At 54.6% G+C, this 13,743-nt stretch carries 8 protein-coding genes, 2 tRNA genes and 3 rRNA genes; all 13 read right to left on the minus strand.

The window, feature by feature from the left end; translation table 11 throughout:
• Nucleotides 1–7: 7 nt before the first annotated feature.
• The gene (locus AC3IT6_RS24760) at nt 8–2,311 is read right to left on the minus strand and encodes a PqiB family protein (protein WP_223442620.1); all 2,304 of its coding nucleotides are present in this window, start codon (nt 2,309–2,311) and stop codon (nt 8–10) included.
• On the minus strand, nt 2,304–2,927 hold the full coding sequence (locus AC3IT6_RS24765; protein ID WP_489353424.1) for a paraquat-inducible protein A: 624 nt from the start codon (nt 2,925–2,927) through the stop codon (nt 2,304–2,306). Before AC3IT6_RS24765 ends, AC3IT6_RS24760 begins: the two co-directional genes overlap by 8 nt.
• The gene (locus AC3IT6_RS24770) at nt 2,914–3,573 is read right to left on the minus strand and encodes a paraquat-inducible protein A (RefSeq protein WP_489353426.1); all 660 of its coding nucleotides are present in this window, start codon (nt 3,571–3,573) and stop codon (nt 2,914–2,916) included. Before AC3IT6_RS24770 ends, AC3IT6_RS24765 begins: the two co-directional genes overlap by 14 nt.
• A gap of 147 nt (nt 3,574–3,720) precedes the next feature.
• A 5S ribosomal RNA gene (rrf, locus tag AC3IT6_RS24775) occupies nt 3,721–3,836 on the minus strand.
• Between the two features lie 158 nt (nt 3,837–3,994).
• Nucleotides 3,995–6,888: ribosomal RNA gene (locus tag AC3IT6_RS24780) — 23S ribosomal RNA — on the minus strand.
• A 237-nt stretch (nt 6,889–7,125) separates the two neighbouring features.
• Nucleotides 7,126–7,201, minus strand: a tRNA-Ala gene (locus AC3IT6_RS24785).
• A 30-nt stretch (nt 7,202–7,231) separates the two neighbouring features.
• A tRNA-Ile gene (locus tag AC3IT6_RS24790) sits at nt 7,232–7,308 on the minus strand.
• A 160-nt stretch (nt 7,309–7,468) separates the two neighbouring features.
• Nucleotides 7,469–9,005 (minus strand): 16S ribosomal RNA (locus AC3IT6_RS24795).
• Together the 16S, 23S and 5S rRNA genes with 2 tRNA genes alongside form the textbook arrangement of a ribosomal RNA operon.
• Nucleotides 9,006–9,491: 486 nt before the next feature.
• Complete coding sequence (gene msrQ / locus AC3IT6_RS24800) at nt 9,492–10,112, minus strand: protein-methionine-sulfoxide reductase heme-binding subunit MsrQ (protein ID WP_489353428.1); 621 nt, start codon at nt 10,110–10,112, stop codon at nt 9,492–9,494.
• Nucleotides 10,112–11,125: a protein-methionine-sulfoxide reductase catalytic subunit MsrP gene (msrP, locus tag AC3IT6_RS24805; protein ID WP_489353430.1), complete on the minus strand. Its 1,014-nt coding sequence runs from the start codon at nt 11,123–11,125 to the stop codon at nt 10,112–10,114. The genes msrQ and msrP overlap by 1 nt, the downstream gene beginning before the upstream one ends.
• A 63-nt stretch (nt 11,126–11,188) precedes the next feature.
• Entirely contained in the window at nt 11,189–12,046 is an 858-nt protein-coding gene (gene pssA / locus AC3IT6_RS24810; RefSeq protein ID WP_489317248.1) for a CDP-diacylglycerol--serine O-phosphatidyltransferase, read from the minus strand.
• Between the two features lie 143 nt (nt 12,047–12,189).
• Nucleotides 12,190–13,206: a ketol-acid reductoisomerase gene (gene ilvC, locus AC3IT6_RS24815; protein ID WP_003228216.1), complete on the minus strand. Its 1,017-nt coding sequence runs from the start codon at nt 13,204–13,206 to the stop codon at nt 12,190–12,192.
• Nucleotides 13,207–13,251: 45 nt separating this feature from the next.
• Nucleotides 13,252–13,743, minus strand: a complete 492-nt coding sequence (gene ilvN / locus AC3IT6_RS24820; RefSeq protein WP_003176102.1) for an acetolactate synthase small subunit — start codon at nt 13,741–13,743, stop codon at nt 13,252–13,254.

Consider the following 13,743-nt stretch of genomic DNA (forward strand, 5'->3'; position numbering starts at 1 on the left):
CCTCAGACTATTTACCCAGAGAAATCTTCGGCGCCCAACCCAGCCATTCCTCTTCAAACTTGTCGAACAGCGCGAACGTCTGCTCCGGTCGCGCCGGGCTTCCCATGCGCTCGCCATCCGGCGTGGCAAAGGCCACACCGCCCTGAATCATCGTCTCCAGGGATTCTGTGCGCACTGTTGCACCTTTGAACAGACCGACATCGAAGTCGAAACCGCTGGTGTTCCAGAACCGTGTACCGCTGCGTACCAATGGCGCGTACTTCGGTTCGATCAGGATATGGATCAGGACGCGATCAGCGGTCTCGCCCAGCTCATAACCCGTCACCTTGCCCACGGTGATTTCGCGATACGTCACTGGCACGCCGGCCTTCAGCGAACCACGACGAGCCGCGCTCAGCACCAGACTCAATCCCGCTTCCTGCTTGGCAGTTTCCGGCGCGGCGGCCAAAGCGACAAAGTTCTTCTGTGGCCCCAGGTTCTTCGGTGCCGGTTGCACCTCGATGTATTGCCCGGTCACCAGGGTTTCGAGGTTGGACGTCTTGATCAGGCCCAGCTCAGGCTTGACCACCCAGAACTGACTGCCGACTCGGGCGATGCGCTCCGGCACTTCGGTAATCCGCGCGGTCAGCAACACCGATTGCAGGTCCTCGCTGAGATCAACATCCTCCACCTTGCCGACATCCAGCCCCTTGAAACGAATCGGCGTGCCGGTACGCAGGCCGTCAGCGCGATCGAGCCTGAGCGTGATGACTTCGCCTTTCTGCGTGGCGTCTTCATGGTTCGCGAACAGACGGAAACGTGGAATACGCTTCTGCAGCGGGGCTTTGTCCTGCGGGGTCTCGAAGGCAATGCCGCCGGCCATCAAGCTCTGCAACGACTCGCTTTTAACCTGGACCCCGCCGGTCAGCCCGCCCGTGAGAGTGATGCCACTGGCGTTCCAGAAGCGCGTCGAGGCATTGACCAGGCCTTCGTATTCCTTCTCGATGTGCACACCAATGATCAGTTGTTTCTTGGTGCGTGAGAACTGATAGCTCTGTACGGAGCCGACTTTAACCTGCTTGTAGAGAACCGGGCTGCCGACTTCCAGCGAGCCGAGATTTTCCGTGAACAACACCAAATGCAGGCCAGGTGCACGCAGATCCAGCGGCGGTGCCTTGGCCCGTGCCGCAAACTCCCGCTGTGGCGCCGAACCCTTGTCGCCAGGCCGCACAGCGATGTAGTTGCCTTTGACCAACGCCTCGAGACCGGTAATCCCCGCCAGCGAAATCGACGGTTTGACCACCCAGAATTGGGTGCCTTCGACCAGGTAATCCTCGGCCAATGGGTCCATCGTCAATTCGGCGGTGGCCCCGGACAGGTCAGGATCGACCTTCAACGCCTTGAGATTGCCGACTTGAATGCCTTTGTACATCACCGGCGTGCGACCGGCCTGCAAGCCTTCGAAGTCGCTGAGCTTGACCTTGACCCGGATACCGGCCGCCGCTGCATCGAAGTCTTCATAGAGTCTGAACGGCAGGCTTGGGTCGGTAGGCGGGCTGTCCTTGCGGTTTTCAGGTGTAGCGAACGCAATACCACCGGCGACGATGCTGGCCAGGGATTCACTGCGAACTTTCACACCCGACAGATTGGCGTCGATGCTGATGCCGCTGGCGTTCCAGAAACGTGTGTGTTTGCGCACCAGTTTGGCGTAAGTCGGCTCAATGAAGACCTTGAGTTCGACAGTGTTCTGGTCCTCGGACAACACATAGCTTTTGATCTGGCCCACTTTGATCTGTTTGTAGAACACCGGACTGCCACGGTTCAGCGAGCCCAGGCGATCAGCCTTGATGGTCAAGTGCAGACCGGGTTGGGCATCGGAGAGCGGCGGTTCCTCGGCCAGGGCCTTGAACTTGCGCACGGGCTCGCCTTCCCCCGGGCTGATGGCGACATAGTTACCTGAAACCAGCGTCTCAAGACCGGTAATCCCTGCCAGCGTCACGCTCGGCTTGACCAGCCAGAAGCGCGTGCTGGTTCGCAGGTATGGCTCTACGTCCTTGTTCATTTCGATGCTGGCGATCACGCCTTTGGAACTGCCTTCGTCATCGAGCTTGAGGCTTTTGACCTTGCCGACCGACATGCCTTTATAGACAACTTCGGTCTTGTTGGCCTGAATGCCCTCGCCGCTCTCAAAACGCACCTGAATCTGGATACCGGTCTCGTTATAGGCACGCCAGCCGAGCCAGCCGCCGATGATCAAGGCGATCAGGGGCAACACCCAAATGGCAGACCAGTTCGAAGCCGGTCGGGTTTTCGCTACAGGCAAATCAGTCATGGTCGTCGTCCGACTCCGTGTTATCCCAAATCAGTCGGGGATCAAAAGTTACCGCGGCAAGCATCGTCAGAATCACCACAGTGGCGAAAGCGATGGCGCCAGGATTGGCTTCGATGCTGGCAAGTCGCCCAAAATTCACGACCGCCACGAGGATGGCGATCACAAAGATATCGAGCATCGACCAGCGGCCGATGAATTCAATGAAACGGTACATCCAGATACGCTGGCGAGCCGAAAGGGGCTGACGACGCTGCACGGAAAACAGTAACAAACCAATGCCCGCCAGCTTGAAGGTGGGCACCAGGATACTGGCGATAAACACCACGGCCGCAATGGGAAACATGCCGTAGTGCACCAACTCGATGACACCCGCCATGATCGTGCTGGGCGCACCTTTGCCCAGGGAGTTCACGGTCATGATTGGCAACAAATTGGCCGGTATGTAAAGAATGGCGGCGGTAATCAGCAATGCCCAGGTGCGCACCAGGCTATTCGGGCTACGGGCATGCACCAGCGCTCCGCAGCGTGTACAGACTTGCTCATCGGTATCAGCTTCCTGCCTGTTCAATTCATGACATTCCTTGCAAATCAGAATGCCTGCATCAATCGCCCGCATGGGCATCCTCTCCTGATAACGCTTGCCAGATCTGGTGAGGCGACATTACGACCTCCAGCCAGACTTGGATCAGCAACAAACCAATGAAGCACACCAAGCCAACGCCTACGGTGATGGTTGCCATATCTGCCAGTTTTACGATCGCCACCAGTACGCCCATGAAGTAAACCTCGAGCATCCCCCATTCGCGTATATGGTGATAAATGCGATAGAGCAACAAGCCGTAGCTGCGTCCGACATCAAAACGGATACTCAACAATACGGCCAGTTGGCACAGCAGCTTGAGTAACGGAATTCCTATGCTGCACAGGAACACCACCACTGAAACACTTTGCATGCCTGTGTCAAAAAGAGCGACAACACCGCTCCAGACAGTGTCTTGCGAAGATTGCCCGAGTAGATTGAGCTGCATGATGGGTAAAAAATTCGCCGGAATAAACAACAACAAGGCGGCGATGACCAAGGCGAGACTGCGCTGTACGACGTTGTACCGATTGGCATAAAGCTCGTAGCCACAGCGCGGGCACAGGGCTTTTTCGCCATGGGCGAGTTCGGGTTTACGCATGAGCAAGTCGCACTCATGGCAGGCAATCAGATTTTCTAGTGGTAATTCTGACAGCTCTTTGGCGTCAACCGAATCCGGCATAAGCGCTCTGACTCTGAAAAAGTTGGACCTATTCTAGTGTCCCGGGACAAAAATAACTGCGCCAATTTGTGCTTGATTGATCGTGCTTTTTATACGCCAAAAACAAAACCCCTACCTGCATACGCAGATAGGGGTTTCGGAATTTAATCTTGACGATGACCTACTCTCACATGGGGAAACCCCACACTACCATCGGCGATGCATCGTTTCACTGCTGAGTTCGGGATGGGATCAGGTGGTTCCAACGCTCTATGGTCGTCAAGAAATTCGGGTACCGAGTCGTGACCGGCTGGCCGCGCTTCAGCAAATTGGGTATGTGATAGCTTCGGTGTTTTGTGAGTATCTCGAACTTTCGGTTCGTTTCGTCTTCACACACCGCAATCTGATGCTCTTTCGAGTAGTCAAATTGCTTGGGTGTTATATGGTCAAGCCTCACGGGCAATTAGTATTGGTTAGCTCAACGCCTCACAGCGCTTACACACCCAACCTATCAACGTCGTAGTCTTCGACGGCCCTTCAGGGGACTCAAGGTCCCAGTGAGATCTCATCTTGAGGCAAGTTTCCCGCTTAGATGCTTTCAGCGGTTATCTTTTCCGAACATAGCTACCCGGCAATGCCACTGGCGTGACAACCGGAACACCAGAGGTTCGTCCACTCCGGTCCTCTCGTACTAGGAGCAGCCCCTCTCAAATCTCAAACGTCCACGGCAGATAGGGACCGAACTGTCTCACGACGTTCTAAACCCAGCTCGCGTACCACTTTAAATGGCGAACAGCCATACCCTTGGGACCGGCTTCAGCCCCAGGATGTGATGAGCCGACATCGAGGTGCCAAACACCGCCGTCGATATGAACTCTTGGGCGGTATCAGCCTGTTATCCCCGGAGTACCTTTTATCCGTTGAGCGATGGCCCTTCCATACAGAACCACCGGATCACTAAGACCTACTTTCGTACCTGCTCGACGTGTCTGTCTCGCAGTCAAGCGCGCTTTTGCCTTTATACTCTACGACCGATTTCCGACCGGTCTGAGCGCACCTTCGTACTCCTCCGTTACTCTTTAGGAGGAGACCGCCCCAGTCAAACTACCCACCATACACTGTCCTCGATCCGGATAACGGACCTGAGTTAGAACCTCAAAGTTGCCAGGGTGGTATTTCAAGGTTGGCTCCACGCGAACTGGCGTCCACGCTTCAAAGCCTCCCACCTATCCTACACAAGCAAATTCAAAGTCCAGTGCAAAGCTATAGTAAAGGTTCACGGGGTCTTTCCGTCTAGCCGCGGATACACTGCATCTTCACAGCGATTTCAATTTCACTGAGTCTCGGGTGGAGACAGCGCCGCCATCGTTACGCCATTCGTGCAGGTCGGAACTTACCCGACAAGGAATTTCGCTACCTTAGGACCGTTATAGTTACGGCCGCCGTTTACCGGGGCTTCGATCAAGAGCTTCGCGTTAGCTAACCCCATCAATTAACCTTCCGGCACCGGGCAGGCGTCACACCCTATACGTCCACTTTCGTGTTTGCAGAGTGCTGTGTTTTTAATAAACAGTCGCAGCGGCCTGGTATCTTCGACCGGCGTGGGCTTACGGAGCAAGTCCTTCACCCTCACCGGCGCACCTTCTCCCGAAGTTACGGTGCCATTTTGCCTAGTTCCTTCACCCGAGTTCTCTCAAGCGCCTTGGTATTCTCTACCCAACCACCTGTGTCGGTTTGGGGTACGGTTCCTGGTTACCTGAAGCTTAGAAGCTTTTCTTGGAAGCATGGCATCAACCACTTCGTGTTCTAAAAGAACACTCGTCATCAGCTCTCGGCCTTAGAATCCCGGATTTACCTAAGATTCCAGCCTACCACCTTAAACTTGGACAACCAACGCCAAGCTGGCCTAGCCTTCTCCGTCCCTCCATCGCAATAACCAGAAGTACAGGAATATTAACCTGTTTTCCATCGACTACGCTTTTCAGCCTCGCCTTAGGGACCGACTAACCCTGCGTCGATTAACGTTGCGCAGGAAACCTTGGTCTTTCGGCGTGGGTGTTTTTCACACCCATTGTCGTTACTCATGTCAGCATTCGCACTTCTGATACCTCCAGCAAGCTTCTCAACTCACCTTCACAGGCTTACAGAACGCTCCTCTACCGCATCACCCGAAGGTGATACCCGTAGCTTCGGTGTATGGTTTGAGCCCCGTTACATCTTCCGCGCAGGCCGACTCGACTAGTGAGCTATTACGCTTTCTTTAAAGGGTGGCTGCTTCTAAGCCAACCTCCTAGCTGTCTAAGCCTTCCCACATCGTTTCCCACTTAACCATAACTTTGGGACCTTAGCTGACGGTCTGGGTTGTTTCCCTTTTCACGACGGACGTTAGCACCCGCCGTGTGTCTCCCATGCTCGGCACTTGTAGGTATTCGGAGTTTGCATCGGTTTGGTAAGTCGGGATGACCCCCTAGCCGAAACAGTGCTCTACCCCCTACAGTGATACATGAGGCGCTACCTAAATAGCTTTCGAGGAGAACCAGCTATCTCCGAGCTTGATTAGCCTTTCACTCCGATCCACAGGTCATCCGCTAACTTTTCAACGGTAGTCGGTTCGGTCCTCCAGTTAGTGTTACCCAACCTTCAACCTGCCCATGGATAGATCGCCCGGTTTCGGGTCTATTCCCAGCGACTAGACGCCCTATTAAGACTCGCTTTCGCTACGCCTCCCCTATTCGGTTAAGCTCGCCACTGAAAATAAGTCGCTGACCCATTATACAAAAGGTACGCAGTCACCCAACAAAGTGGGCTCCCACTGCTTGTACGCATACGGTTTCAGGATCTATTTCACTCCCCTCTCCGGGGTTCTTTTCGCCTTTCCCTCACGGTACTAGTTCACTATCGGTCAGTCAGTAGTATTTAGCCTTGGAGGATGGTCCCCCCATATTCAGACAAAGTTTCTCGTGCTCCGTCCTACTCGATTTCATGACCAAGAGATTTTCGCGTACAGGGCTATCACCCACTATGGCCGCACTTTCCAGAGCGTTCCGCTAATCTCAAAGCCACTTAAGGGCTAGTCCCCGTTCGCTCGCCACTACTAAGGGAATCTCGGTTGATTTCTTTTCCTCAGGGTACTTAGATGTTTCAGTTCCCCTGGTTCGCCTCTTGCACCTATGTATTCAGTACAAGATAACCATCTTATGATGGCTGGGTTCCCCCATTCAGACATCTCCGGATCAAAGTCTGTTTGCCGACTCCCCGAAGCTTTTCGCAGGCTACCACGTCTTTCATCGCCTCTGACTGCCAAGGCATCCACCGTATGCGCTTCTTCACTTGACCATATAACCCCAAGCAATCTGGTTATACTGTGAAGACGACATTCGCCGAAAATTCGCGATTAAACTCACAAATTTTACCTTAGCCTGATCCGTTACCAGTGAAAGTAACGTTCAGTCTATCTTTCTATCACATACCCAAATTTTTAAAGAACGAACTAGTCAAAGACTAGAAATCAACATTCATCATCGCACCGATGGAATGCTCATTTCTAAGCTTTATACAATCAGAAGCAGTTAGTGGTGGAGCCAAACGGGATCGAACCGTTGACCTCCTGCGTGCAAGGCAGGCGCTCTCCCAGCTGAGCTATGGCCCCGTATTTCTACAGGCGTTTCCCACACAAAATTGGTGGGTCTGGGCAGATTCGAACTGCCGACCTCACCCTTATCAGGGGTGCGCTCTAACCAACTGAGCTACAGACCCAATTTCGAGCTGCTAAGGCCGACCTCACCCTGCTCTTAACCACAGAGCATGGGGTACGCTCTAACCAACTAAGCTACAACCCCAAGGCTGCTTCTATATCGTCTTCTTCAATGAATCAAGCAATTCGTGTGGGAACTTATGGAGCAGCTGAGTCGTCGATTAAGGAGGTGATCCAGCCGCAGGTTCCCCTACGGCTACCTTGTTACGACTTCACCCCAGTCATGAATCACACCGTGGTAACCGTCCTCCCGAAGGTTAGACTAGCTACTTCTGGTGCAACCCACTCCCATGGTGTGACGGGCGGTGTGTACAAGGCCCGGGAACGTATTCACCGCGACATTCTGATTCGCGATTACTAGCGATTCCGACTTCACGCAGTCGAGTTGCAGACTGCGATCCGGACTACGATCGGTTTTGTGGGATTAGCTCCACCTCGCGGCTTGGCAACCCTCTGTACCGACCATTGTAGCACGTGTGTAGCCCAGGCCGTAAGGGCCATGATGACTTGACGTCATCCCCACCTTCCTCCGGTTTGTCACCGGCAGTCTCCTTAGAGTGCCCACCATTACGTGCTGGTAACTAAGGACAAGGGTTGCGCTCGTTACGGGACTTAACCCAACATCTCACGACACGAGCTGACGACAGCCATGCAGCACCTGTCTCAATGTTCCCGAAGGCACCAATCCATCTCTGGAAAGTTCATTGGATGTCAAGGCCTGGTAAGGTTCTTCGCGTTGCTTCGAATTAAACCACATGCTCCACCGCTTGTGCGGGCCCCCGTCAATTCATTTGAGTTTTAACCTTGCGGCCGTACTCCCCAGGCGGTCAACTTAATGCGTTAGCTGCGCCACTAAGAGCTCAAGGCTCCCAACGGCTAGTTGACATCGTTTACGGCGTGGACTACCAGGGTATCTAATCCTGTTTGCTCCCCACGCTTTCGCACCTCAGTGTCAGTATCAGTCCAGGTGGTCGCCTTCGCCACTGGTGTTCCTTCCTATATCTACGCATTTCACCGCTACACAGGAAATTCCACCACCCTCTACCATACTCTAGCTTGTCAGTTTTGAATGCAGTTCCCAGGTTGAGCCCGGGGCTTTCACATCCAACTTAACAAACCACCTACGCGCGCTTTACGCCCAGTAATTCCGATTAACGCTTGCACCCTCTGTATTACCGCGGCTGCTGGCACAGAGTTAGCCGGTGCTTATTCTGTCGGTAACGTCAAAACACTAACGTATTAGGTTAATGCCCTTCCTCCCAACTTAAAGTGCTTTACAATCCGAAGACCTTCTTCACACACGCGGCATGGCTGGATCAGGCTTTCGCCCATTGTCCAATATTCCCCACTGCTGCCTCCCGTAGGAGTCTGGACCGTGTCTCAGTTCCAGTGTGACTGATCATCCTCTCAGACCAGTTACGGATCGTCGCCTTGGTGAGCCATTACCTCACCAACTAGCTAATCCGACCTAGGCTCATCTGATAGCGCAAGGCCCGAAGGTCCCCTGCTTTCTCCCGTAGGACGTATGCGGTATTAGCGTTCCTTTCGAAACGTTGTCCCCCACTACCAGGCAGATTCCTAGGCATTACTCACCCGTCCGCCGCTGAATTCAGGAGCAAGCTCCTGTCATCCGCTCGACTTGCATGTGTTAGGCCTGCCGCCAGCGTTCAATCTGAGCCATGATCAAACTCTTCAGTTCAAACATCTTTGGGTTTTGAGAAAACCCTAAACTTGGCTCAGCAATCGTTGGTTACATCTTTGATTTCTCGCGGAGTAACTTGCGATGCTGATAATCTGTTGACTAGCAGTCTGACTCCACAAGCACCCACACGAATTGCTTGATTCAGTTGTTAAAGAGCGGTTGGTTAAGATCTTTCGTCTCAACCGAGGCGCGCATTCTACAGCAGCCTCATTTGCTGTCAAGTGATTATTTTCAGAAGTTTTCCAAGTTTCCTTTTCAACTTCAACCACTTGCGCTTCAGATCTCTCATCAGCGGGAGGCGAATTCTACAGCGTTACACGCTGCTGTCAACACCTCTTTTTCAACCCCCTTTCGGCTTCGATGAACTGAAGCAACCTGCTGCCGAAAACTACTTAACTCATTGTTTACCAAGGAGTTTTCCGTTTCGACTGCGCCGGAAGTGGGGCGAATTATAGACACCTGGAATCTGCCGTCAACCACTATTTACGCCTTTTTGGCGGAAGAGCCCTTTTTAGCCATTAAACGCGGGATTCGACGAGCCAAAGGCGGTAGCCGTAGCACTAACAGCAATGCACCTATAGAGGCATAGATCGCCCACTCCTTCAGGTCGGCGCGCACAATCCAGAGCATATGCAGTAGTCCAAGCCCGAGAATGACATACGCCAGGCGATGCAACTTCTTCCAGCGGGAACCCAATCGTCGCTGACTGTATCGATTGGAAGTCACCGCCAATGCCAGCAAACCAAGAAAACCCAGCGCCCCGACAATAATGTAAGGCCGCTTGCGCAACTCGACACCCAGTTGCGACCAGTCAAAACCAAGTATGAATGCGCAATAACTACTGAGGTGGAGCAGCACATAGGCAAAACACCACAACCCCAACTGTCGCCGCACGGCATTCCACCCCGCCCAACCGGTGAGTTTCTGCAAAGGCGTCAAGCTCAAGATTACGAGCAGCAGAACAAGCGCCCCCAAACCCAGCCGGTCTACCAGTACCTTGCCCGGATCCGGCCCGAGAACATCCTCCCAGGCCTGATACAACCAGAGCAGCGGCCACACCAGCACCACGACAAAGACCCCGATACGCCAAAACGGATAGCGCATCAGTAGTTCTTCCTCAGGTCGAGCCCCGTATATAGAGAGGCGACTTCCTCTGAATAGCCGTTGAACATTTGCGTGTCACGTACATTGGGCTTGAACAAACCGCTGGGCAGGCGGCGTTCACGCGCCTGAGTCCAGCGAGGATGATCAACAGTGGGATTCACGTTCGCATAAAAACCATATTCATCCGCAGCAATGCTCTGCCAGGTGGTTTTCGGCTGCTCGCTGACCAGACTGATGCGCACGATGGACTTGATGCTCTTGAAGCCATATTTCCAGGGCACCACCAAACGCAACGGCGCACCGTTTTGATTAGGCAACTCACGCCCGTACATGCCTACCGCAAGAATCGCCAATGGGTTCATCGCCTCATCCAGACGCAGCCCCTCTATATAGGGCCAGTCGATCAACGCAAAACCGGAACGCTGACCCGGCATGCTTTTGGGATCCTGCAGGGTTTCGAAGCGGATGAATCTGGCTTTCGAGGTCGGCTCGACCTCCTTGAGCAAGGCCGAGAGGGGAAAACCGATCCAGGGAATGACCATCGACCAGGCTTCCACGCAACGCAATCGGTAGATTCGCTCCTCCAGCTGATACGGTTTCATGAAGTCTTCGAGCGCATACCGCCCGGGCTTGCCCACCTCCCCGTCCACCACCACCGACCACGGCTCCGTCTTCAGCGTGCCGGCATTCGCGGCCGGATCACCTTTGTCGGTGCCGAACTCGTAGAAGTTGTTGTAGTGGGTCGCGTCCTTGAACGGCGTGATCGCCTCATCCTTGACGACAACCGCCCCCCACTTGACCGAGGAAAGCTTTTCGCTGAACCAGGAAGGCGCCTTGCCAGGCTCGACGTCCGCATAACGCGCCACATCGTCGGCAGCCGCCCACCGAGGAAGACCGCTCACGGCCAGACCGGCAACAGCAACACCCAATACATTGCGTCGAGAAAGATAGATGGATTCAGGCGTGACATCCGACTCATGGCAGTCGGATGCTTTAGGGACTTTGATCAGCATGGCTACTCCGCAGTATTGGAGAACAGATGCACCAACAGACTGCGGAGTATGAGGGAAATTACATCACTCGACGCTTTTACGCCGACGAAGATGTAACAGGTATTGAACCGGGCCGGACGCGGCATAGGCGAGGAAGACCAGCAGCAGAATGCGCGGCGGATCACTGAAAACAACCGCGAACACCAGCACCACGGCGAGAATCGCCACGAAAGGCACCCGCCCTTTCAGATCCAGCTCCTTGAAGCTGTTGTACTTGATGTTGCTGACCATCAGCATGCCGGCCGCGGCAACCATCAGCGCAACCAGGAAAGACATCTTGGAACCCTGGATGCCGTAATCGCTGAACGCCCAGACGATACCTGCAACCACACCCGCAGCAGCAGGACTGGCCAGACCGATAAAGTAGCGCTTGTCCGCGGTGCCGACCTGGGTGTTGAAGCGCGCAAGGCGCAATGCCGCACCCGCGACATAGATGAAGGCGACCATCCAGCCAACCTTGCCCATGTCACCCAAGGCCCAACCGAAGGCCAGCAATGCCGGGGCAACACCAAAGGCAACCATGTCCGACAGCGAATCATACTCGGCACCGAAGGCGCTCTGGGTGTTGGTCATACGGGCCACGCGCCCATCAAGGCCATCGAGCACCATGGCGACGAAGATCGCGATGGCCGCAAACGCGAAATACTTGCTCGCATTGGCCGAGTCACCCGCACTCAGGGCCGCCTGGGCGCTCATCGAGTTGATGATGGAATAGAACCCTGCGAACAGGTTCGCAGTGGTGAACAGATTCGGCAGAAGATAGATACCACGATGCCGGACTTTACGACCTTCGGCGTCATGCCCTTCTTCGACATGTTCATCGATGGGCAGCAGGCTATCGGCGTCAGAGGCCTGGTTTGGCTCTTCGGGGCGTTCGCTCATGGACATTACCTTGCAACGGGTGGAAAGTTTGGACAGGTGTCTGGGACGACGGTTCGGCCGCAAACGATGCAGCTTTATACCAGAACCGGCCCCCCAAACGAAAAAACGCGGCCTAAGCCGCGTTTTTCGTACAAGCGCGTGACTTAGTTTTTGGCTTTGTCGACGATCTTGTTTGCACCGATCCACGGCATCATGGAGCGCAGTTGCTCGCCGATGATTTCGATACCGTGAGCGGCGTTGTTACGACGCTTGGCGGTCATCGAAGGATAGCCGGTAGCGCCTTCGCTGATGAACATCTTGGCGTATTCGCCGTCCTGAATACGTTTCAGGGCGTTGCGCATGGCCTGACGGGATTCGGCGTTGATGACTTCAGGGCCGGTCACGTACTCGCCGTATTCGGCGTTGTTGGAGATCGAGTAGTTCATGTTGGCGATGCCGCCTTCGTACATGAGGTCAACGATCAGCTTCAGTTCGTGCAGGCACTCGAAGTAGGCCATTTCCGGCGCGTAGCCAGCTTCAACCAGGGTTTCGAAGCCGGCCTTGACCAGCTCAACGGTACCGCCGCACAGAACGGCTTGTTCGCCGAACAGGTCGGTCTCAGTCTCGTCCTTGAAGGTGGTTTCGATGATGCCGGTACGACCGCCGCCAACACCGGCAGCGTAGGACAGAGCGACGTTCTTGGCGTTGCCCGAGGCGTCCTGGTAGATAGCGATCAGGTCAGGGATACCGCCGCCCTTCACGAACTCGGAACGTACGGTGTGGCCTGGAGCCTTCGGCGCGATCATGATCACGTCGAGGTCAGCGCGCGGCACAACCTGGTTGTAGTGGATCGCGAAACCGTGGGAGAAGGCCAGGGTGGCGCCTTTCTTGATGTTCGGCTCGATTTCGTTCTTGTACAGGGAGGACTGGAACTCGTCCGGGGTCAGGATCATGACCAGATCGGCAGCTGCAACAGCGGAAGCAACGTCGGTCACTTTCAGGCCGTGGGCTTCAGCCTTGGCAACGGTAGCCGAACCTTTACGCAGGCCGACAGTCACGTCAACGCCGGAGTCTTTCAGGTTGCACGCTTGAGCGTGGCCCTGGGAACCGTAACCGATGATGGCAACTTTCTTGCCCTGGATGATCGACAGGTCGCAGTCTTTATCGTAGAAAACTTTCATGAATTTCCCCTATATCAGGCCGTTCAGGCCGTTCGCTAATTTGGTTTAGATGCTGAGTACTTTGTCGCCGCGGGCAATGCCGGTCACGCCACTACGGACGGTTTCCAGAATCGAGGCGGTGCCAATGGACTGAATGAAGCTGTCGAGCTTGTCGCTGGTACCGGTCAGTTGAACGGTATACACGCTGGCGCTGACATCGACGATCTGTCCACGGTAAATATCGGTAGTGCGCTTGATCTCGGCACGCTGGGCGCCGGTGGCCTTGACCTTGACCAGCATCAGTTCGCGCTCGATGTGAGCACTCTCCGACAGGTCGACCAGCTTTACCACTTCGATCAGTTTGTTCAGGTTCTTGGTGATCTGCTCGATGACTTCATCGTGACCAACCGTGGTCAGCGTCAGACGCGACAGGGTCGGGTCTTCGGTCGGTGCCACAGTCAGGCTTTCGATGTTGTAGTTGCGCTGCGAGAACAGACCAACCACACGAGACAGAGCACCGGGTTCGTTTTCCAGAAGCAAGGAAATAATGTGCCGCAT

The sequence above is a fragment of the Pseudomonas sp. KH_017 genome, assembly GCF_057840285.1.

Coding starts and splice junctions, on each gene's coding strand:
- AC3IT6_RS24760 (WP_223442620.1), bottom strand. CDS start 2,311: ATGACTGATTTGCCTGTAGCGAAAACCCGACCGGCTTCGAACTGGTCT.
- AC3IT6_RS24765 (WP_489353424.1), bottom strand. CDS start 2,927: ATGCGGGCGATTGATGCAGGCATTCTGATTTGCAAGGAATGTCATGAA.
- AC3IT6_RS24770 (WP_489353426.1), bottom strand. CDS start 3,573: ATGCCGGATTCGGTTGACGCCAAAGAGCTGTCAGAATTACCACTAGAA.
- msrQ (WP_489353428.1), bottom strand. CDS start 10,112: ATGCGCTATCCGTTTTGGCGTATCGGGGTCTTTGTCGTGGTGCTGGTG.
- msrP (WP_489353430.1), bottom strand. CDS start 11,125: ATGCTGATCAAAGTCCCTAAAGCATCCGACTGCCATGAGTCGGATGTC.
- pssA (WP_489317248.1), bottom strand. CDS start 12,046: ATGAGCGAACGCCCCGAAGAGCCAAACCAGGCCTCTGACGCCGATAGC.
- ilvC (WP_003228216.1), bottom strand. CDS start 13,206: ATGAAAGTTTTCTACGATAAAGACTGCGACCTGTCGATCATCCAGGGC.
- ilvN (WP_003176102.1), bottom strand. CDS start 13,743: ATGCGGCACATTATTTCCTTGCTTCTGGAAAACGAACCCGGTGCTCTG.